The 19584-nt window shown below is 71.9% G+C and carries 20 protein-coding genes; 14 read left to right on the forward strand and 6 right to left on the reverse strand.

The genetic code is table 11. The features are described 5' to 3' along the window. Positions 1-136: 136 nt before the first annotated feature. Positions 137-481 (reverse strand): nucleoside triphosphate pyrophosphohydrolase family protein, encoded by a 345-nt coding sequence (locus tag Pdca_RS10425; protein WP_085916010.1) that lies wholly within the window; start codon positions 479-481, stop codon positions 137-139. Positions 482-680: 199 nt separating this feature from the next. Beyond that, positions 681-1661, reverse strand: a complete 981-nt coding sequence (locus tag Pdca_RS10430; protein WP_085916011.1) for a helix-turn-helix transcriptional regulator — start codon at positions 1659-1661, stop codon at positions 681-683. 140 nt (positions 1662-1801) lie between these two features. Between Pdca_RS10430 and Pdca_RS10435 the strand changes: the two genes are divergently transcribed. Together Pdca_RS10435 and Pdca_RS10440 are read left to right on the forward strand one after the other, a co-directional pair. Then, entirely contained in the window at positions 1802-2401 is a 600-nt protein-coding gene (locus Pdca_RS10435; RefSeq protein ID WP_085916012.1) for a GyrI-like domain-containing protein, read from the forward strand. Positions 2402-2523: 122 nt separating this feature from the next. Further along, positions 2524-3150: a DJ-1/PfpI family protein gene (locus Pdca_RS10440; protein ID WP_085916013.1), complete on the forward strand. Its 627-nt coding sequence runs from the start codon at positions 2524-2526 to the stop codon at positions 3148-3150. A 72-nt stretch (positions 3151-3222) separates the two neighbouring features. Here Pdca_RS10440 and Pdca_RS10445 read toward each other — a convergent pair whose 3' ends face one another. Continuing rightward, complete coding sequence (locus Pdca_RS10445; RefSeq protein ID WP_197719964.1) at positions 3223-3771, reverse strand: acyl-CoA dehydrogenase family protein; 549 nt, start codon at positions 3769-3771, stop codon at positions 3223-3225. A gap of 621 nt (positions 3772-4392) precedes the next feature. Between Pdca_RS10445 and Pdca_RS10450 the strand changes: the two genes are divergently transcribed. Together Pdca_RS10450 and Pdca_RS10455 are read left to right on the forward strand one after the other, a co-directional pair. Next, positions 4393-5796 (forward strand): short-chain fatty acid transporter, encoded by a 1404-nt coding sequence (locus tag Pdca_RS10450; RefSeq protein ID WP_085916014.1) that lies wholly within the window; start codon positions 4393-4395, stop codon positions 5794-5796. A 113-nt stretch (positions 5797-5909) separates the two neighbouring features. Beyond that, entirely contained in the window at positions 5910-7046 is a 1137-nt protein-coding gene (locus Pdca_RS10455) for a YbfB/YjiJ family MFS transporter (RefSeq protein WP_232021505.1), read from the forward strand. A gap of 56 nt (positions 7047-7102) precedes the next feature. On the opposite strand, the gene Pdca_RS10460 is transcribed toward Pdca_RS10455, so the two are convergent. Next, on the reverse strand, positions 7103-8125 hold the full coding sequence (locus tag Pdca_RS10460) for a YeiH family protein (RefSeq protein ID WP_085916016.1): 1023 nt from the start codon (positions 8123-8125) through the stop codon (positions 7103-7105). Between the two features lie 71 nt (positions 8126-8196). Between Pdca_RS10460 and Pdca_RS10465 the strand changes: the two genes are divergently transcribed. Then, positions 8197-9108, forward strand: coding sequence for a LysR family transcriptional regulator (locus Pdca_RS10465; protein ID WP_085916017.1), 912 nt, complete (start codon positions 8197-8199; stop codon positions 9106-9108). Here the strand turns inward: Pdca_RS10465 and Pdca_RS10470 are convergent. Then, a complete protein-coding gene (locus Pdca_RS10470; RefSeq protein ID WP_125911353.1) occupies positions 9071-10336 on the reverse strand; it encodes a PucR family transcriptional regulator in 1266 nt (421 codons plus the stop codon). The genes Pdca_RS10465 and Pdca_RS10470 overlap by 38 nt on opposite strands. Before the next feature lie 153 nt (positions 10337-10489). Between Pdca_RS10470 and Pdca_RS10475 the strand changes: the two genes are divergently transcribed. From Pdca_RS10475 to Pdca_RS10515, 9 genes are all read left to right on the forward strand, one after another. After that, positions 10490-11002: a flavin reductase family protein gene (locus Pdca_RS10475; RefSeq protein ID WP_158092323.1), complete on the forward strand. Its 513-nt coding sequence runs from the start codon at positions 10490-10492 to the stop codon at positions 11000-11002. A gap of 48 nt (positions 11003-11050) precedes the next feature. After that, complete coding sequence (locus Pdca_RS10480) at positions 11051-12211, forward strand: LLM class flavin-dependent oxidoreductase (protein WP_085916020.1); 1161 nt, start codon at positions 11051-11053, stop codon at positions 12209-12211. Further along, positions 12208-13380, forward strand: a complete 1173-nt coding sequence (locus Pdca_RS10485) for a CaiB/BaiF CoA transferase family protein (protein ID WP_085916021.1) — start codon at positions 12208-12210, stop codon at positions 13378-13380. Before Pdca_RS10480 ends, Pdca_RS10485 begins: the two co-directional genes overlap by 4 nt. Continuing rightward, positions 13361-14140: an enoyl-CoA hydratase/isomerase family protein gene (locus Pdca_RS10490; protein WP_085916022.1), complete on the forward strand. Its 780-nt coding sequence runs from the start codon at positions 13361-13363 to the stop codon at positions 14138-14140. The genes Pdca_RS10485 and Pdca_RS10490 overlap by 20 nt, the downstream gene beginning before the upstream one ends. Beyond that, on the forward strand, positions 14133-14957 hold the full coding sequence (locus Pdca_RS10495) for a 3,4-dihydroxy-2-butanone-4-phosphate synthase (protein ID WP_085916023.1): 825 nt from the start codon (positions 14133-14135) through the stop codon (positions 14955-14957). Before Pdca_RS10490 ends, Pdca_RS10495 begins: the two co-directional genes overlap by 8 nt. Positions 14958-15007: 50 nt before the next feature. After that, on the forward strand, positions 15008-16969 hold the full coding sequence (locus tag Pdca_RS10500; RefSeq protein WP_125911354.1) for an MmpS family transport accessory protein: 1962 nt from the start codon (positions 15008-15010) through the stop codon (positions 16967-16969). A 179-nt stretch (positions 16970-17148) separates the two neighbouring features. Beyond that, a complete protein-coding gene (locus tag Pdca_RS35445; protein ID WP_085916025.1) occupies positions 17149-17574 on the forward strand; it encodes a hypothetical protein in 426 nt (141 codons plus the stop codon). Next, positions 17574-18815, forward strand: coding sequence for a glutaminase (locus tag Pdca_RS10510; RefSeq protein ID WP_085916045.1), 1242 nt, complete (start codon positions 17574-17576; stop codon positions 18813-18815). Before Pdca_RS35445 ends, Pdca_RS10510 begins: the two co-directional genes overlap by 1 nt. Positions 18816-18884: 69 nt before the next feature. Then, positions 18885-19202, forward strand: a complete 318-nt coding sequence (locus tag Pdca_RS10515) for a hypothetical protein (protein ID WP_085916026.1) — start codon at positions 18885-18887, stop codon at positions 19200-19202. A 162-nt stretch (positions 19203-19364) separates the two neighbouring features. Here Pdca_RS10515 and Pdca_RS10520 read toward each other — a convergent pair whose 3' ends face one another. Beyond that, positions 19365-19583 (reverse strand): formate dehydrogenase subunit delta, encoded by a 219-nt coding sequence (locus Pdca_RS10520; RefSeq protein WP_085916027.1) that lies wholly within the window; start codon positions 19581-19583, stop codon positions 19365-19367. Position 19584: the final 1 nt, after the last annotated feature.

The following is a 19584-nucleotide window of genomic DNA, read 5'->3' on the forward strand; positions in this document are numbered from 1 at the left end:
GGGAATGCCGACGAACCTATGAGCGACAGCCCAACATGTCAACAGGTTTTGACGTGTTGACGAGGACGTGACGAGGTCGTCCGCCGGTCGGAGATGAGCCGGGTCGAGGGATCCGGCAGCGCCACCGCGGGCCCGGTCAGCCGGCGGCCACCGCCCGGCTCAGGTCCGCGCCGATCCGGTCCATCGTGGACGCGTAGGCCTCGGGGGCGTCGACGCCGAGCCGGTCGGCCAGCACGAACACCCACCACAGGCACTCGGCCAGCTTGTGGTGCAGCTCGGCGTCGGTGTCGCCGTCGATGTCCCAGGTGCGCTCCGCGGCCAGCGCGAGCCGGCCGACGTAGGCCGCATCGTTGGTGAACCCGACCGCCAGCTCCGGCAGTGTCCAGGTGCGGCCCAGCAGTCGCTGTTCGAGCTGTTCGTAGAGCGCCCGCACCTCGCGGGCACGGGTGCGGGCGTCGATCAGGCCGGTCTCGTCGGTCATGGTTCCTCCTGATGTTCCGGGAGCGCGACGGTAGGCCGCTACCCGGACAGGAACCGGCCGGAATCCGGCCGTCGGCGCTGTCGGCCGCGTCACGATGTTCTGCCGGCCCGCCGTGGCCGGACCGGCTTCCGGTGCCCGAGCCGGGCGCGCGGAGCATCGGGCCGGACCGGGCCGCCGCGGGTGTCCGCGCCGGTCCGACTCACCCCGGATCGTCGGCCGCAGCGGAAGCCTGGAGGGTCAACAGATCCTGCAACCGGGTGACCACGAGCTCCCGTACCTCGGCCGGACCGAGCACTCGGAACGGCACCCCGAGCCGGACGAGGTAGTCGGCGATCCACCGCGCATCGGGACCGCCGAGCCTAGTTGCGGTCCGGTGTGGACCGTCCGGGACGTGCGAGGCGATCGTGGCCGGAACGAGTGCACGGACCTCGTCGACCGGGCGGTGGAGCTCGACGTCGGCGTAGACCTCGTAGGGGGTGCTGGTGATCGCGGCCTCGACGAGCGCGGTGGCGTCCACCTCCCGCCGTGGCGGCCCGGCCGGCCCGGTCACGGCGACGTCGGTGATGCGGTCCGCGCGGAAGACGCGCCAGTCGTCCCGGTCGAGATCCCACGCGGCCAGGTACCACCGGTGCGCGGTACGGACCAGGCCCGCGGGCTCCACCGCACGCCGGCCGTCGTTGCCGCGGCGATCCCGGTAGCGGAACCGGATGCGATCGCGCGCTCGGCAGGCGGCGGCGAGTGCGGTCAGAACCGGGAGAGCCACCTCGCCGTGCGCCTCCGGTAGCCCACCGGCCCGGGTGATCACGGAGTCGAAGCGCCCGAGCGACTCCGCCGCCCTGCGCGGCAGCGATCGCTGCAGCTTCAGCAGGGCGGTCAGCGCCGACTGCCCTTCGCCGTCGGGGTGCTCCCAGGCCAACCGGCGCAGTGCGACGGCGGTGGCGAGCGCCTCGTCGTCGTCGAGGTTGAGCGGTGGCATCTGCGAGCCGGCCCCGAGGCGGTAGCCGCCCAGCGGTCCCGTCACCGCCTCGACGCCGTACCCGAGCTCACGGAGCTTGACGACGTCACGGCGGACGGTCCGCTCGTGGACATCGAGCCGGGCGGCGAGCTCGGCCCCGGTCCACTCCGGCCGGGTCGAGAGCACCGAGAGCAGCTGGAGCAGGCGGTGCGAGGCGCTGAGCACAACGACGGAGCATAGGTGTCGATCCCGGACAGGAACCGTCCGGAACCGTGCGTAGGGTCGCGTCGCGGTCCGCCGCCGGAGGCCGGCGGCAGCTCGGACCCCGTCATCACCGGTGGCGGTACGCAGGAAGAAGGAGAGCCATGAGCGCCGATCCCACGACCGTGCCGCGCACGCCCCATCTCGGTGCCGCGGACGAGCCGGAGCTGGTTCGGGCCCCGCACACCACCTTCGTCTCGATCCGAGGGCGGGGCCGGCCCGGTACCGAGGCCTTCTACCGGAAGAAGGAGCTCGTCCGCGCGATCGTCGGCGCGCTGCCCCCTGCCCGGCAGGTGGCCGAGGCGGCGGACGTCGTAGAGCTCCTGTACTGGTACCCCGGCGACGCGGTGCCGGTCGGGATCGCGGACTTCTACTGGGTCAACCCGCTCGACATGCTCGAGTACCGGGTCCTGGCGCAGATCGACCCGTCGACCACCGGGCAGGAGTTCGGCGCGGCCCTCCGGGCGACCCACGGCGACGGCGAGCAGGTGGAGCTGTTCGACCTGCCCGATCGGCTGGTCGTGCAGGTCATGCACCACGGGCGGTTCGCCGACGAGATCGACACGCTCGCGCGGCTGGGGGCCTCGGCCGCGGGGCACGGGCTACGACGGGTCGGCGCGCATCATGAGATCCACCTGGACCCGTTCACCGCGAGCACCCCGCAGGAGCAGCTGCGCACCATCCTGCGCGATCCGGTGGGGTGATCACGGAGCCCGGTGCGGCGCCCCGGGCCGAGGCGGCACGGCGCGCCTCGTCATTGCTGGCGGGAAGTGTGCGGTGGCAGCCTGGGGCCGGCAGGTCCACCAGCGCTCGAAGGAGCCCCGTCGTGCAGATCGCCATCGTTCTCTATCCGGACTTCACCGCGCTCGACGTGGTCGGGCCCTACGAGGTCCTCGGGCGGCTGCCCGGTGCGGAGGTCGTCTTCGTCGCCGAGGATCCCGGTCTGGTCCGCAACGATCAGCGGAGCCTCGTGGTCAGCCCGGAAGCGACGCTGGACGAGGTGACGAACCCCGACATCGTCCTGGTCGGCGGCGGTCCGGGATCGCGTCTACAGCTCGACGACGGGAAGCTGCACGAGTGGCTCCGCGCCGTGGACCGCACGAGCACGTGGACCACGTCGGTGTGCACGGGCGCGCCGATCCTCGCCGCGGCCGGCTTGCTGCGGGGCCGGCGGGCGACGACGCACTGGGCGGCGATGGAGGTTCTCGCGCGGTTCGGCGCGATCCCCGTGCACGACCGCGTGGTCGTCGACGGCCACTACGTCAGCGGCGCCGGGGTCTCCGCGGGGATCGACATGTCACTCATGCTGGCGGGAAGGATCGCCGGTGACGACGTGGCCCAGATGGTCCAGCTGATCATCGAGTACGCCCCCGAGCCGCCCTACGCGGCCGGATCCCTCGATGTCGCCCCGGAGTCGGTGGTGGAGCGGGCCCGGGCGGCGCTGGCGAGGTAGCGGCACCGTCGTCACCTCGAGCCGTACCGTCTCACGTGCGGAGTGACGGCCGGACCTGTACGACTCTGCCGGTCAGCCCAGGGACAGCCGGTTCTCCGCGAGGGCGAGCGGGTCGTAGGAGGGCTGCATCAGCATCTCGTGCAGCTGCCGGCGCCGGACGCCCATGTTCCCGCCGTCGTAGACCGGGAAGCACAGGACGTCCTGCATGATGCCGCTGATCGGGGTCTTGTCGGTGTAGGCGTCGACGCCGACCAGCCGCATGGCGTCGTAGACGACCTGGACCGACTGTTCCGAGGCGTAGACCTTGGTGATGTTGGCGAGCTCGCGGTCCTTGCCGCCGGTCTTGTCGAAGTGGTCGGCGGCCTTCCAGGACAGGTAACGCGCCGCTTCGATCCGGATCTTGATGTCGGCGAGCATGTAGCCGGCGTTCTGGTACTCGATGACCAGGTGCGGGCCGGAGCGGGTGTCGGTCCTGGCGAACTCGTAGGCGTAGTCGAACGCCGCCCGCATCCGCCCGACGCAGGCGGCTCCGATCGGCGCGCACGTCCAGGAGAACACGCTCTTCACGATCTCCATGCCGTCGCCGGGCTGCCCGATCATGTTGCCCACCGGTACCCGCACGTCGCGGAATTCGATCCGCGGGGAGTTGGTCGCGCGGTCGGTCCGGCAGACGACGGCGATGAGATCGGCGCCGGCGGGCTCGCTGTCTTCCGCCCGGGCCCGCCCGGCTGCCGCCGTCCCGCCGGCGACAGGATGACGAGATCACGACGCCCTACGGCGCGGGCTTCCCGGCCGAGGCCGTTGTCGCAGTGGTGGCCGCCCGAAGTTGCGACGTCGTCACAAGTGCCGCTCGCCAGATGGTGTGATGTCCACGATGACATCGTGCGCGATGGCCTGGAATCGTCTGTCCGAGCGGAGTACCGAATATGCAGGCGAACGAACCCGGGAGAAGGCCCGGGACACCAGGGGAATTAGCGACACCGTAGTCGATCCTGCGATGTTCGCCGGTGTGTCCGGTACCTGCCGCCCGTGGTGTGATCGCTGGTGAGCAGGGGTTCGACCCGCTCGATGAGCATGTCCCGGCGGGTCGGTGGACGCGCCGTACGGGTTCGCCGGTGGCAACTTCAGGAATGTCGCCACGACAGCGGATCTGCGTGTTGTGGACAGGATACGTGATCGGACGATGAGGTGGATCGACGCCCTGAAAGGCCGTGTCCACCGCGCCCGGCGAGGAGAAATCGCATGCTGCAGAAGTTGGGAAGAGCGTCGTCGGGTCTGGTGACCCGGCTGATGCCCGACGCGTTCATCTTCGCGATCGTGCTCTCCCTTTCGGTGTATCTGGCGGGAGTCCTGTTCACTTCGACAGGGCCGATCGAGATGATCGACTACTGGTACGAGGGCTTCTGGAGCCTGCTCGATTTCATGATGCAGATGAGTTTGGTGCTGCTGACCGGGTACGTCCTGGCTCAGTCGCCGATCCTGAAGCGGGTCCTGGAGCGCATCGCGGCTCGACCTCAGAACGCCCGCCAGGCCATCTTCCTGATCGCCCTGAGCTCGCTGATCGCCGGCTTCCTGAACTGGGGCCTGGGTCTGGTCGTCGGCGCGGTGATGGCGATCGCGGTGGTGCGCAGTGCCGCATCGCGCGGCATCCGGGTGCACTACGCGCTCGCCGTGGCCGCCGGGTACATGGGGCTGAGCATCCACTCGGCCGGCTTCTCGTCGACTGCCGCGCTGCTGGTCAACACCGAGGGCCACTTCCTGCAGGACGTCATCGGCATCGTGCCGCTGTCGCAGACCATTCTGTCGCCGTACAACCTGATCCTCGTCGCGATCTACCTGGCGGTGGTCCCGTTCGTCCTGCGCGGCATGACGCCGCCACCGGAGCGGTCGGTCGGTATCGAGTCCGACCTCGACGGGGGGACCGGGACCTACGGCGGCGGGGGCGGGGGCGGGGGCGGAACGGCGATCACGACGGCCGAGCTGAAGCGGACCCGCAGCGAGCCCGGTTACCTGGTCCGGCGGCTCGAGCACAGCCCGTGGGTGATCGTCCCGATCGTGGCGGCCGGGACGATGTACGTGGGGTACCTGCTGATCACGTCGAACTTCTCGCTGGACATCAACATGGTCAACTTCATCTTCCTGATGATCGGTCTCGTGCTGTACCGCACGCCGATGGCCTACGTCCGGGCGATCACCGGGGCCCTGAGCTCGATCGGCGGGATCGTCGTCCAGTTCCCGTTCTACGCCGGCATGCTCGGCATGCTGGCCGGATCCGGGCTCGTCGACATGATCGCGCGGGGCATGCTCCAGGTCTCGACGCCGTCGACGTTCCCGCTGCTCGCGTTCATGAGCGCCGCGGTCGTCAACTTCCTGATCCCGTCCGCGGGTGGCCAGTGGGCGGTGCAGGGGCCCATCCTGATCGAGGCAGGCCGTTCGCTGGGGGTGTCGAGTGGTGTCGTCGTGATGGCACACCAGTACGGCGACCAGGTGACGAACATGCTGCAGCCGTTCTGGGCGCTCCCGCTGCTCGGCCTCACCGGGCTCAAGGCCCGCGACATCCTCGGCTACACGGCCGTGATCATGTTCGTGGGGATCGTCATCTTCGGGCTGGGCATCACCTTCCTGCCCCCGCTGTTCGGTATGTGAGGTGGCGCGATGACGGCCCGGCACCATGTCGCCCGGGTGCCGGGCCCGGCCCGGCACCGGAGAGGCCGGGCATGATCGCTCGACGGTCCAGGTCGTCGCCGTCGGACCGCCCGGTGCTCTTCGCCCTGCAGATGGCCGCTGCCCTGGCGGGGGCGATGGGGGTCGGCCGGTTCGTCTACACGCCGATCCTGCCGATCATGCACGCGCAGGCCGGGCTCTCGGACGAGCTCGGCGCCGTGCTGGCGACGAGCAACTACGCCGGGTACCTGGCCGGGGCGCTCGCGGGCGTCGTGGTGCCGGGACTGTTGTGGTCACGCCGGACGCTGCGCGGTGGGCTCGTGGTCGTCGTGGCCTCGCTGGCGCTGATGCCGCTGACCGCCGCACCCGAGCTCTGGATCGCCCTGCGGACCCTGGGCGGCACGGCGAGCGCGGTGGTCTTCGTGATCGCCGTGTCGTCGATGGCACGGGCCCTGCGCGGGGAGTCCGGGTACCTGCTGGGCTGGGGCGTCGGAGGCGTGGGCGCCGGGATCGCCCTGTCCGGCGGCGTCCTGCACGTGTTGCCGGACTCCGCCTCCTGGACGAACGCGTGGTACCTGTCGGCCGCACTGGCCGGCGTCCTCGCGGCGGTGGCCTGGTCGGTGCGCGTCCCGGGCCCCGCCGCCGCCCCGGAGTCCTCGCCGGTGCCGGACGGCTGCTCCGGACGGCGGCGCGTGTTCGTCGTGCTGCTCGTCGTCTACTCGCTGGAAGGGCTGGGCTACATCATCGCCGGCACCTTCCTGCCCGCGATGATCGCCTCGGTCGGGACCGCGGGCGCCGGCAGCGGGGTGTGGGCGATCGTCGGGATCGCCGCGGCGGTGTCGACGGTGCTGTGGACCCGCCTCGGCCAGGGCGTGCGGCTGCCACTGCTGCTGGTGGCGGCCCTGATGCTCCAGGCGGTCGGTATCGCGCTGCCCGCCCTGTGGCCGATACCGGTCATGGCGGTCACCGGCGCCGTCCTGTTCGGCGGGACCTTCCTGGCCATCACCGGGATGGCCGCCCGGATCGGGGACAGCACCGGGGTGGCCGTCGCGATGCCGCTGCTCACGACCGGGTACAGCGTCGGGCAGATCCTCGGTCCGTTGTCGGTGCTGCCGGTGCTCGACCGCGGCTACGGGGCGGCGCTGCTCGTCGGGGCCGGCTTCGTCACGGTGGCCGCCCTGGTCGCGGTGCAGCTGTGCCGGGAGGACGGCCCCCGGAGCCGGCGGAGCTGACTGCTCGTCGGGGACGATCGTGTGCGCCGGGTACCGCCGGTGGGCGACGGCCCCGATCAGAGGGCACCCACGAGTGCGAGTGAGCCGTAACCGACGGCCGCGATCAGAACCGTGGACAGGGCGCCGAGGATCAGGCCGCGGCCACCGGAACGGACGAGCTGCCCGAGCCGCACACCGGTGCCCAACCCGAACAGCGCCGCCGCGAACAGCAGGGTCGTCACCACCTGAACCACGGTCAGAACCGATGCGGGGACGTGTCCCGAACTGCGGACGAGCATCATGGCCAGGAACCCGAGCACGAACAGCGGGATCAACGGGGGCCGCTTCCCGGCGACCACGTCGCGACGGCGCCGCTCGACGAGGCCGACCCCGGCCACCATCGGTGCGAGCAACACGACGCGGGTCAGCTTGACGATCACCGCGATCGACACCGCTGCCGCCCCGGCGGGCGACGCCGCGGCCACCACCTGTGCGACCTCGTGGACGCTGAGCCCGGCCCAGGATCCGAGCCCCTCCGGGCCGAGCCCGAAGGTCGTCCCCAGCAGCGGGACCAGGGCGATGGCGGCACTGCCGTAGAGCGTCACCAGTGCGACGCCCGTCGCGACGTCCTCCCGTCTGGTGTCGGTGACGCTGTCCATCGCGGCGATGGCCGACGCCCCGCAGATCGAGAAACCCGTCGCCACCATCAGGGACAGACCGCGTGACACACCGAGCAGGCGCCCCAGTGCCAGGGTGCCGACGAACGTGATCAGCACGGTGGCCACGACGGCGGCGACGATGCCGATACCGAGTCCGAAGACCTGTGCCAGACCGAGTTGGAGCCCCAGCAGCACGACCCCGACCCGGAGGAATCGCTTCGTCGCCCACCCGATGCCGGTGCGGGTCGACTCGGGGAGCCACTGCCCGGCGATCACCCCGAGGACGACCGCGGCGGTGAGCGCGCTGACCGCCGGCAGTGCCGAGTTGACCCCCCAGGCGACTGCGGTGCCGGCGGCGATGAGGGCCAGCCCCGGCAACAGGCGCCGCGAGGTCGGGAGGAGGCGACCACTCAGCTCCGTCGATGGATCCGATGCAGTCATGACCAGAACACTCGACCGCCACCGGACCACGCGGTAGCCCCGGAAACCCTGGCACGTCATAACATGTGGGAATGGAAAGGCTCCCCGACGTGTCATCGCTGCAGCTCCTGGTGCAGGTGGCGAAGCGAGGCAGCATCGGCGCGGCGGCGCACGACGCGGGTGTCAGCCAGCCGGCCGTCAGCAAGCGGATCACGGCGCTCGAACGCGAGCTGGGGGTGCGGCTGCTCGATCGCAGCCGCCGCGGGTCGGCACTGACCGACGCCGGTGAGCTCGTCACCGGATGGGCCGGCCGGGTCCTCGACGAGCTGACGGTGCTGACCGACGGGGTGGAGGCTCTGCGGCGCGAGGCCGCGGGGCAGCTCACCGTCGCGGCGAGCCTGACCGTCGCCGAGCATCTGCTCCCCGGATGGCTGGGGAAGCTGCGCAGGTCGCTGCCGGAGCTGCACGTCGGGCTGCAGGTGATGAACTCGATGCGGGTCTGTGAGCTGACCCGCGACCAGCTCGTCGACGTGGGCTTCATCGAGTCACCCACCATGATCAAGGGGCTGCGTTCGCGGGTCGTCGCCCGTGACCGGCTGGTCCTGGTGGTGTCCCGGCGGCATCCGTGGGCCCGTCGCCGCCGGCCGGTCGACGTGACCGAGCTGGCCGCGACACCGGTGATCAGCCGGGAACGGGGATCGGGCACCCGGGAGACCCTCGAGCACGCGGCGAGCCGGGCAGGATCGCGGCTGGTGGCGCCGCTGCTGGAGCTGGGCTCCAGCGCGGCGATCCGCAGCACCGTCCTCGACGCCGGCGGGCCTGCCGTGCTGAGCGAGCTGATCGTCGCCGCGGATCTCGCCGCCGGGGTGCTCGTCGAGGTGCCGACCGACGGGATCGACCTCACCCGGGTCCTGCGCGCGGTGTGGCCATCGACGGCGACTCCGCCGGCGCCCGCGGAAGCCCTGATCAGGTGCGCTCTGCGGTCCTCGTCCGGTCGTCGGTGAGCCGCGTTCCGGCCGGGCCGATCCGGTCGTACAGGCGCGAGCTCGACGAGCAGATGGGCAGCAGCCGGACCGCCAGCTGGTACCGGAACGAGTTCTCGGACGAGGTCAGGTCGACGCCCGCGGTCTTGGAGGCCTGCCGCAGGCGGTAGTCGAGGGTGTTGGGGTGGATCCCCAGCCGCGACGCCGCGACCCGGCGGTTCATCCCGACGGTGAAGTAGACGTAGAGGGTCCTGATGACGTCGATCCGACCGGTGCTCTCGGCGCCGTCGAGATGATCCCCGAGGACCGTCTCGACGAACGAGTCCACCGGGTCGCCGTGCCGGAAGAGATCGAAGAAGCTCATCTCCTCGTACCGGTGGACCCAGCCGTCGGGTTGCAGGATCTCGCCCAGGGCCTTGGCCCGCTCGGCCTCGTGGACCGCGGTCCCGAGCCCCGCGAGGCTGGTGGCGGGGCGCCCCACCCCGGCGCTGATGATCCCCGCCCGGTCGGTCACCCGGGTCACGCATCGACGGACGGCCTGCTCGATCCCGGTGGTGCCGGTGCCGGGAACGACCACGACCGTGCCGCGGCGCAGCAGTACCGCCACCGCTCCCGGGACGGCCCGGCGGATCTCCTGCTGCACCGCCTGGAGCAGCTCGTCGACGGAGCCTCCGCTGCCGCCGGTCGGTCCGATGAGGACGGCCACGTGCGGTGCCGACGAGTCCAGACCCAGGGTGCGCGCCGCGTCGTCCCGATCCCGGGGCGACGGGAAGTCGTCCTCGATCAGCCGTGAGATCAGCAGCCGGATCGTCTCGTGGCGGGAGTCGACCAGCTGATCCCGTTCGCGCAGGTAGGCCCGCTCGGCCTCGCTGCTGACCCAGTCGATGTAGCGCAGCGTCCAGTCGGTCAGCACCGACTGGTCGATGTCCGGCCGCCGGGTGCTGAGATCGGCCCACATCGCCCGGGCCCCGATCCGGTACGCCCGCAGCATCGCCTCCAGGGTGACGCCCTGGTGGACCCGCCGGCGTGCTGCTGCGGCCAGCGCGGCCAGATCGTCGCTGGTCGGCTTGCGGCGGTCGAGGATCGCGTGGGTGTAGATCCGGGCGTTGTGCACGTTGGTCTCGACGACGTCGGCCAGTACGGAGGTGTCGAGCACCGAGTAGTCGACGTTCTCGTCGCAGATCGTCCTGGTGACATAGCGACCGATGCTCTCAAAATCTCCTGCCGGGTCCTGTTGAGATGTCGTCACAACCGCCGCCTTCCGGATCGTGCGATGTCTCCGATGACACCGACCCTCTGGGGCTGGAAATCTACATCACAATCGCGCGGACCGTTACTGCTCCGATAATCGCGGTTCGTTCGCGGTCGTACTCGCCGATGCAGGGGAGGAGATGTGTCAAACGTGTCGGAATCGCTCCGTTCGGTCCCGTCGGATGCCGGGGTCGACCCGAGAATTCTCCGGGAGGTCGCGGGGACTTTCGCGACCGGAATCACGATCATCACCTGTGCTGTCGACGGCGTTCCGCACGGATGTGCGGCGAATGCGGTCATGAGCCTGAGTCTGCAGCCGCCGTTGATGCTGATCTCGCTCGCCGAGACGTCCCGTACGCGTGTCGCGATCGAGCGGTCGGGCAGCTTCGCCATCAACATCCTCTCCGACGACGAGCGGGGCCGGGAGCTGTGCTCCACGTTCTCCGGCCGGGCCGACGACAAGTTCCAGCGATCGCCGTTCCGCAGTGGGTGCCTCGGCTCGCCGGTACTCGAGGGCTCCCTGGGCCGGTTCGAGTGCTCGGTCGAGGACTCGCACGTCACCGGCGATCACACGATCTTCATCGGCCGCGTCCACCGGGCGGCCCACGCCGACGGTGATCCGCTCGTGTTCTTCCGGGGGCGCAGCCGCAGCCTCGCCGCATGAAAGCCGCCCGATGATCCCGGGACGAGGCGTGTATCGAAAGGACCAGACATGACGAGAGGCGCAGAAGTGGAATCGGTAGTCGACGCGAGCTCACCGCTCGGCGAGGCCATGCGGAACAAGCTGATCCTCGGGCTCTTCCTGCCACTGCAGGAAGGAGCGTGGAGCCCGTCGACGGCCCCTCGCGACACCTCGTGGTCGTACGAGTACAACAGTATGTGCACGAAGGAGGCCGAACGATACGGATTCGATCTCGCCTTCGGTCTCGGGCAATGGCTCGGCAAGGGTGGATACGGTGGTAGTTCGCATTTCCGGGAGCACGAACTCGATCCGCTGATCAGTTCGGCGGCGCTCGCGGCCGAGACGTCCCGGATCATGCTGATCAGCACCGTGCACGTCCTCTACGGCTGGCACCCGGTGCACCTGGCGAAGTACGGCGCCTGCATCGACCACATCTCCGGCGGGCGCTGGGGCCTCAACGTGGTCACCGGCTACAAGCCCAGTGAGTACCGGATGTTCGGCCTGGAACCGATCGAGCACGACCTGCGGTACTCCATGGCGGCCGAGTTCACCGAGATGATGAAGACCCTCTGGGCCAGCGACGACAACGTCACGCTGAACGGGAAGCACTGGTCGATGACCGATGCGCACATCCTCCCGAAGCCGATGCACGGCCGCCCGGTCCTGGTCAACGCGGCGTCGTCGTCGGCCGGGCTGGACTACGCCGCCGAGTTCTCGGACCTGATCTTCATCACGAGCCCGGGCGGTGCGGACCCGCACCAGGCGGTCGAGTCCCTGCCCGCGCACAACAAGAAGATCAAGGACCTGGCCAGGGCCCGCGGGCGGGAGGTCCGCACCGTGATCAACCCGCACGTCATCTGCCGGGAGACCGAGGAGGAGGCCTGGGCCGCCTACCAGGCGATCCTCGACAACGAGGACACGGTTGCCGCCGACAACTTCGTCGCCGCCTTCACCGGTGGTGACAACAGGTCCTGGCGCGGGCACAGCCGGAAGCAGTGGGTGGTCGGCGGTAACGTGCACCTGGTGGGTACGCCCGAACAGATCGTCGAATGGTTCCAGAAGCTGCATGACGCCGGCTGCGACGGCATGCAGGTCAACTTCTTCGACTACCTGCCGGACCTGCAGCTCTTCGGCGAGCGGGTGATCCCGTTGATGATCGAGGCCGGGCTGCGCGAGGGTCCGGCCCGATGAACGGGGCTCCGCTCGACGGCCTGCGCGTCCTGGAGTTCGGCCAGATCGCCGCGGGCCCGTTCGCCGGTTCACTGCTCGCCGACCTGGGTGCGGACGTCGTGAAGATCGAGCGGCGGGGCGAGGGCGACGGGATGCGGTTGTGGCCACCGCTGATGGGCGAGCAGGACGACGACCGGTACAGCGGCAACTTCGCCTCGGTCAACCGGAACAAGCGCAGCATCGCGCTCGATCTGAAGGACGCGGCGGACCGCGACACCGTCCTCGATCTGGTGCGGCATTCCGACGTCGTCGTCGAGAACTACCGCGCCGGCGTCCTCGATCGGCTGGGGCTCGGCTACGACGCCCTCGCCGAGGTCAACCCGGCCGTCGTCTACTGCTCGATCTCCGGGTACGGGCAGACCGGGCCCTACGCGCGGCACGGGGCCTTCGACGTGACGGTCCAGGCCGTCTCCGGACTGATGAGCGTCACCGGCGAGGCCGACGGCGAACCGGTCAAGTGCGGGGTCCCGGTCGGGGACTTCGTGGCCGGTCTCTACGCGGCCTACACCATCACCGCCGCCGTCCGGCGTGCCTCGCAGACCGGCGTGGGCGCGCACATCGACTGTTCGATGCTGGGCACCCTGCTCGGGATCTCGGCGCTGCAGACCAGCGAGTACTTCGGGACGGGACGCGACCCGGGCCGGCTCGGCTCGGCGCATCCGCGCAACGCGCCCTACCGGGCGTTCCGGGCCGCGGACAAGAGCTTCGTGGTCGCCGCGGGGAACAGCGACCTGTGGCGGCGGTTCTGCGACGTCGTCGGCATGGCGGAACTCGTCGACGACCCGCGCTACCTGACCCAGGAGCTGCGGGCCCGCAACCAGGACGCGCTCACCGCGGACGTGGACGGGCGGCTGCGATCGCGTGACGCCGCCGACTGGCTCGCCGCGTTCGAGGACGCCGGGGTGCCCTGCGCGCCGATCAACACCTTCTCCGAGATCCTGGCCGACCCGCACGTCGAGGCCATGAACCTGGTCCGGCCGCTGCCGCTGCCCAACGGGGTCGCGACGAGCGGTGTCGCCTTCCCGGTGGCGGTGTCCGGCCACACTGCGGAGATGGGGGCCCCGCCACGCCTCGACGAACACCACGACGAGGTGCTGAAGGAGTGGATCCATGAGCACCCCCGTGCGTGAGAACCAGCCCGCGGATGCCGGGGGCGAGCCGAGGGTCCGGGTCGAGTACGACGCCGAGGTCGTCACGGTCTCGATCGACAGGCCCCGGCGGGCGAACGCGCTCGACGCATCGACCGTCGAGGAACTGCACGCCGCACTGGACGTCGCGGACGAGCGCCGGGCCCGCGGGGTGGTCGTCAACGGATCCGGCAGGCACTTCTGTGCCGGGTTCGACATGTCGCAGGCACTCGAGCAGAGCGACGGCGACCTGCTGCGGCGGTTCGTCCGGATCGAGCAGCTGCTGCGGCGGCTGCGCCGGTCCCGCTACCTGACGATCGCCTGTGTCGGCGGCAAGGCGGTCGGCGCCGGGGCCGACATCGTCGCGTCCTGCACCCACCGCCTCGTCGACCCGGGCACGACGCTGAGGTTCCCCGGCCTCGGATTCGGCGTCGTGCTCGGGACCCGGCACCTCGCGGCGGTCGTCGGCACGGGTACCGCGCGGACCTGGCTGTCGGAGTCCCGCGAGATCGACGCCGTGACCGCACACCGGCACGGGCTCGCGACGGAGGTGCTGGCTCGCGAGGAGCAGAACCGGGAGGCGCTCCGGCTGGTGCGCTCGACGACCGGCATCGACACGACCGCGCTGGCGGCAGCGCTCGACCGGACCGATCCGGCGTCGGCGATCGAGGACGCGTCCGACATGGACGCGCTCGTCGCCTCGCTGACCCGCCCCGGGCTCCGCGACCGCCTCGCCGCCTACCTGGGGACGAGCAGTGGCTGACCGGATCGAGGTTCCGCCGACCGGCCCCTGCGCGGTCGCCGCGCTGGCCGACGGTGAGCCGGTGCTGGTCGTGGACCCGGTGGCGGACGTGGCCCTGCTGGTGCTCGCGGGCCGGACGGCGGACACCGGTTCGGTGGGCCGCATGATCCGGATGACCTGCGGGTTCCTCTGTGCGGCGATGCCGGCCACGACGGTGCGGCGGCTCCGGATCCCGATGTCGCCCGTCGACGAGCGCGGCGAGGACGACGGGACCCGGTTCGGGATCTCGGTCGACGCGGTCGGGACCGGCACCGGGATCTCGGCCGGTGCTCGCGCCACGACCTTCCGGGCGCTCGCCGATCCGGGGTCCCGGCCGGAGAGCATCGTCCGGCCCGGACACGTGATGACCGTCCAGGTGGCCGACGGAGCCCGGGGGCGGGTCGCGCACGCGGTCGAGCTCGTCCGCCGGGCGGGGATGGAGCCGGTTGCGGCGTACGGCCACCTCGTGAGCAGCAGCGATCCCCGCCGGCTCGCCGGCGTGGAGGAGGCATTGTTCGTCGCCAGGACCGCGCGGCTGGCGACGTCCCGGGTCCCGGCCGGGATCGAGCCGGTGATCGCCGGACGATCGGTGCTCACGGTCATGGACACGGCGCACGCCCGGGCGGGACAGCCGCGGCGCACCGGGCTCGGTGGCGATCCCCGGGCCGCCCCCTCCCGCGCACATCGGCCGGGGCTGTCGCGGAGGGTGGTCGAACGATCACTCACCGGTACGGCCGAACGGGACCGGTCGCACCGCCGAACGATGCCCGACCCCTCGCCCGTCGACCGCGTTCCGTAACCGGGGCGCGGCCGCATCGTTGAACCGGTACGGCAACCGAGGGGGGCGTCGTGTCAGGACCGATGTGGGACCCGGAGCGGGGTCGTTGGGTGCTCGACGACGAGCAGTCTCCGACGCCACGACGTGGCCGGCGTCGGTCGGTCGAGGTCATCGACCGATCGGACGACGACGCCGGAGCGCCCGACCGGTATCTCTCGCCCGAGGACCTCGCCGCCGGGGTCGTTTTCCCGTCGGACCAGGGGCACCCGGGCCACTCGGCCCTGACCGGTGGCCGCCGGTCGGACTCCGCGGTCGACGTGTCGTCGCTACTGAGCGCGATCACTGAGCGTTACGAGATCGTCCGGCCGCGGAATGCCCGGGGCGACCGGAACGACCGGAACGACCGGAACGGCCGGGACGACATCGGGCCACGGCGCGGGCGTCGCCGCGCGCCGGAGCAGCCCGCGCCGGACACGATCCCGCCCACCCCGCGCCCGACGGGGCGGCGTTCGGCCGAGACGATCTCGCCCGACTCGCGCTCGGCGGGGCGGCGTTCGGCCGACGCGATCGCGCCTGACCCGCGCTCGGCGGGGCGGCGTTCGGCCGACGCGATCTCGCCCGCCGCGCGCCCGGCAGGACGGCGTTCGGCCGAGACGATCCCGCCGGTACCGGACGTGGTCCCGCCCGCCCCGCGCCGGTCCGGACGGCGTTCGGCGGAGACGATCCCGCCCGTCGCCGAGCGTCCCGGCCGGGCTCAGCGTGGCGGGCGCCGTCGCGCCGATGACGACGACGCGATCCGGCCCGCCGCGGGCATCCACACCGGTGGACGGCACGGCGCGGACGCATACCCGGACGAGTACGAGGACGGATACCCGGTCGACGACCGGTACCCGTTCGACAGCGACGACACCCTGGCCACCCGGCACGGCCGTGCCGACCGGGCCGAGTACCGCGACGTCGTGGCCGAGCCGGACCGGCGGCACCGCCCGGAGGCCCTCCGGGGCACGGACGGTGTCCCCGGCCGGGAGGCGGCCGGACACCCCGCGGCCGGGCCCGGACGCCACGATCCGCGATACGTCACCGGCCGCGCCGAGTACGACCCGGACGACCACGACCACGACCACGACCACGGGCACCGTCGCGGTCGCCCCGCGGCCTTCCCGGACGATCGGGGGTACGTCGCCGGCGGTGCCGGGTACGGCCAGGAGGTGCCCGGGTACGACACCGGTGCCCCCGGCTACGGCCAGGTGGAGCCCGCGTTCGACCACGAGGAGACCGGGTACCTCACCGGTGTCCCCGGGCCGGGCCAGGAGGAGACCGGGTACCTGATCGGCGACCCCGGTTACGTCCCGGATGCTCACGGGCCCGCCGGCCCGGAGGACGGAACGGTCCGGAGCCCGGCGCCCGACACCGAGCTGTTGCCGGGCCTGAGCCCGGCCCCGATCCCTCCCGACGCCCCGGCCGTGACCCGAGCGGACGGCGGACCCCGGCGCCGGGACAGCCGGTCCACCGGACGGAACGACGTCGTCCCGGCCCGCCGGCGGCGCTGGCCGTGGGTGGCGGGCGCCGTCACGGCCGGCACCGCCGCCGTACTGGCCGGGTTCGCCGTCTTCGGCGGCTTCGGTGGCTTCGGTGGCTCGGACGAGGGGCCCGGGGGCACACGGACCGAGGGCACGGCCGCGTCGGGCACGGTCGCGTCCGCGCCGGCCACCGACGGCGAGCAGCCCGGCGCCGCTCCGGCCGTCGATGCCGCCGCGGAGCCCGCGGCGGCCGAGGTCACCTTCGAGGTGACCGGATCCGGGACGGCGGACACGATCACCGTCGGCCGGGGGACGTCGGTCACCCAGGTCACCGGCGCGGACCTGCCGTGGGACCGGACCTCACCCGCGGCCGACGAGCCCACCGACTACTCGGTCAGTGCCACCGGTGGGTCCGGTGAGATCTCCTGCCGGATCCTCGTCGACGGCGCCGTCATCTCCGAGGAGTCGGCGGAGGGCAACTTCTCCGCGGTGTCCTGCAGCGGTAATCGCTGACGGCGGCGGCGACTGCTGACGGCGACAACTGCTGACGGCGGCCGCCGCCGTGCTGCGGCGCGTCCGGGGCACCGCCCGGTGGCGCGTCCGCTGGTGCTCCGGCCGTGGCCGGTGGTTCGATACCGAACGTGTTGCGCGCCGAGAAAACCAGCCCGTTTCGTAGTGCGTACGCGTTCAGTGTGGACGGTGTCCCGGTCAGCACGTTCAGCTCGCGCTGGTGGCGCTCCGGCGGACGGATGACGGTCGACGGTGCCGACTACCAGGTCGGGGCGAACATCTGGGGCAGCACCTACACGATGACCGGCGGCCCCGGCGGCCCGGACGCGGTGGTCGCCACGGCCGAGCGGGTCGCCCGCAAGCACTGGACGGTCACCGCCGACGGTCGCTCCTACCGGTTCCGGCGGGCCTCGATGTGGAGCTCCGAGCAGCTGCTGGTCGAGGGCGATCAGACACTCGGCTCGGTCCGCAGACTGAGCTGGTGGCGCGGCGGCGCCGAGGCCGAGCTCCCGGGGCTGAGCCTGCCGGTGCAGCTGTTCGTGGTCGCGGTCGTGCTCTCGATGTGGGAGAAGCAGCAGAACGCCGCGGCCGGCGGGGGCGGCGGCTGATGCGCACCCCCGTCCCCGACTACCTGGCCGAGGTTCTCGACGGTGTCGTCGCCGACCGCTCCGGCCGGGTCGCCGACTACATCCCCGACCTGGCCGACGCCGATCCGGAGGTGCTCGGCGTCGCGGTGACGACGGTCGCCGGGCGCACGTACGCGGCCGGCGACGCCGACGTCGAGTTCTCCATCCAGTCGATCTCCAAGCCGTTCGCCTACGCCGCCGCGCTCACCGACCGCGGCACCGAGGTGGTGGACGCGACGGTCGGCGTCGAACCGTCCGGCGAGGCGTTCGACGAACTGTCCCTGGAGGGCGGGACGCACCGCCCGAAGAACCCGATGATCAACGCCGGCGCGATCGCCGTGCACCACCTGCTGGTGGGGCCGGACGCGACCGGCGCCGCCCGCGTCGAGCGGGTCGTGGACTTCTTCTCCGAGCTCGCCGGGCGGCGGCTCACCGTCGACGAGTCGGTGTACCGGTCCGAGCTGGACACCGCCGACCGCAATCTCGCGATCGCGCACATGCTCCGCAACTACCGGGTGCTCAGCGAGCCGGCCGCCGAGGTCGTCGACGGCTACACCCGCCAGTGCGCGGTGAACGTGACCGTCCGCGACCTGGCGATGATGGGGGCGACGCTGGCGAACGCGGGCGTCCACCCGGTGACCGGACGACGGGTGCTGCCCGCCGCCGTCGCCCGCCGGACGATGTCGGTGATGGCCGGTTCCGGCATGTACGACGGCGCGGGGGACTGGCTGGTCCGGGTCGGCATCCCGGCGAAGAGCGGCGTCGCGGGCGGGATGCTCGGCGCGCTGCCCGGCCAGCTCGGGCTCGCCACCGTGTCCCCGCGGCTGGACGCGCACGGCAACAGCGTGCGCGGCGTCGCGATCTGCGAGCGGCTGTCCCGCGACATGGGCATGCACCTGATGGAGGCCGAGCCCTACGGCTCGACGGTGCTGCGCGGAACCCGGGTGGACGGCGACGCGACCGTCGTCGCGCTCCAGGGGGCCGTGCAGTTCTCCGGGGCGGAGGCGGTGCTGGACCGGCTGGCCACCGAACCGATCAGTACCCCGGAGGTCGTGCTGGACCTCTCCCGGGTCGACCGGTTCTCCGACGTCGGACGCCGGATGACGCTGGAGGGCCTGCGGCGGCTCACCCTGGACGGGCACACCGTCGCCGTCATCGATCCGGACGGGGTGCTCCCGGACCCGGATCTCGGCGACGGGACGCGGGCGCAGCTGCGGACCTGACCGGCCGCGCTCCCGCGCCCACGGCGTGCTCGGCGACCTGCGGCCCCCGGTCCGTGGTTCGATCGTCCGATGCACGTCGTCGATCACGAGCCGCACCACTGGTTCCTGCTCGACGACGACGGCCTGCTGCATCTCGACGTGCACTGCAACCACGGTCCGGTCGGCTACTCGGTGCTCGTCGCGCTCGACGACACCGAGACCCGGGATCTGTGCGAGCAGGGCCGCGACTACCTGCACCGGCTCGCCGACGCGATCCAGGACAGCGCGCCGCTGGCCCGGGGGAGCCGATCGCCGTACCGGGAGCGGGACCTGACGGCGACGCACCGGCAGCGGGTGAGCGACGCGGTCGAGGCGTGGCGGGCCGTGCGCCCGCGGTACGAGCACTGACCATGCACCCGCGGCCGGAGCACCGACGGATGGCCGGGGCCCGCGGAGAACCGCTCACCTGGTGAGCGGTCTCCCGCGGTCTGACCCCACGGTCCAGCCCGGGGTCCGGCTCCGCGGTCCGTCCCGGCAGTCCAGCCCCGTGCTCCGGCCCGGCTCGACCGATCACCCCGCGGGGCGCAGCTCCGCGACGACCCCCGCCACCAGCGGGTCCAGGTCCGCACCCCGGTCCGCGTCCTCGATCAGGTTGGTGATCATCGCCGGCGCCCAGAACTTGCGCAGGTGCGCGGCGATCGTCTCGACCGACTCGGTGGCCGGCCGGTCGGCGAACTGCCGGGCGATCTCGTGCACCATCCGCAGCTCGGGTGTGGTGGTCCCGGACACG

This window comes from Pseudonocardia autotrophica (assembly GCF_003945385.1).
Taxonomy (GTDB): domain Bacteria; phylum Actinomycetota; class Actinomycetes; order Mycobacteriales; family Pseudonocardiaceae; genus Pseudonocardia; species Pseudonocardia autotrophica.

Coding starts and splice junctions, on each gene's coding strand:
- Pdca_RS10515 (WP_085916026.1), top strand. CDS start 18,885: ATGCACGTCGTCGATCACGAGCCGCACCACTGGTTCCTGCTCGACGAC.
- Pdca_RS10450 (WP_085916014.1), top strand. CDS start 4,393: ATGCTGCAGAAGTTGGGAAGAGCGTCGTCGGGTCTGGTGACCCGGCTG.
- Pdca_RS10510 (WP_085916045.1), top strand. CDS start 17,574: ATGCGCACCCCCGTCCCCGACTACCTGGCCGAGGTTCTCGACGGTGTC.
- Pdca_RS10460 (WP_085916016.1), bottom strand. CDS start 8,125: ATGACTGCATCGGATCCATCGACGGAGCTGAGTGGTCGCCTCCTCCCG.
- Pdca_RS10425 (WP_085916010.1), bottom strand. CDS start 481: ATGACCGACGAGACCGGCCTGATCGACGCCCGCACCCGTGCCCGCGAG.
- Pdca_RS10435 (WP_085916012.1), top strand. CDS start 1,802: ATGAGCGCCGATCCCACGACCGTGCCGCGCACGCCCCATCTCGGTGCC.
- Pdca_RS10480 (WP_085916020.1), top strand. CDS start 11,051: ATGACGAGAGGCGCAGAAGTGGAATCGGTAGTCGACGCGAGCTCACCG.
- Pdca_RS10490 (WP_085916022.1), top strand. CDS start 13,361: ATGAGCACCCCCGTGCGTGAGAACCAGCCCGCGGATGCCGGGGGCGAG.
- Pdca_RS10485 (WP_085916021.1), top strand. CDS start 12,208: ATGAACGGGGCTCCGCTCGACGGCCTGCGCGTCCTGGAGTTCGGCCAG.
- Pdca_RS10465 (WP_085916017.1), top strand. CDS start 8,197: ATGGAAAGGCTCCCCGACGTGTCATCGCTGCAGCTCCTGGTGCAGGTG.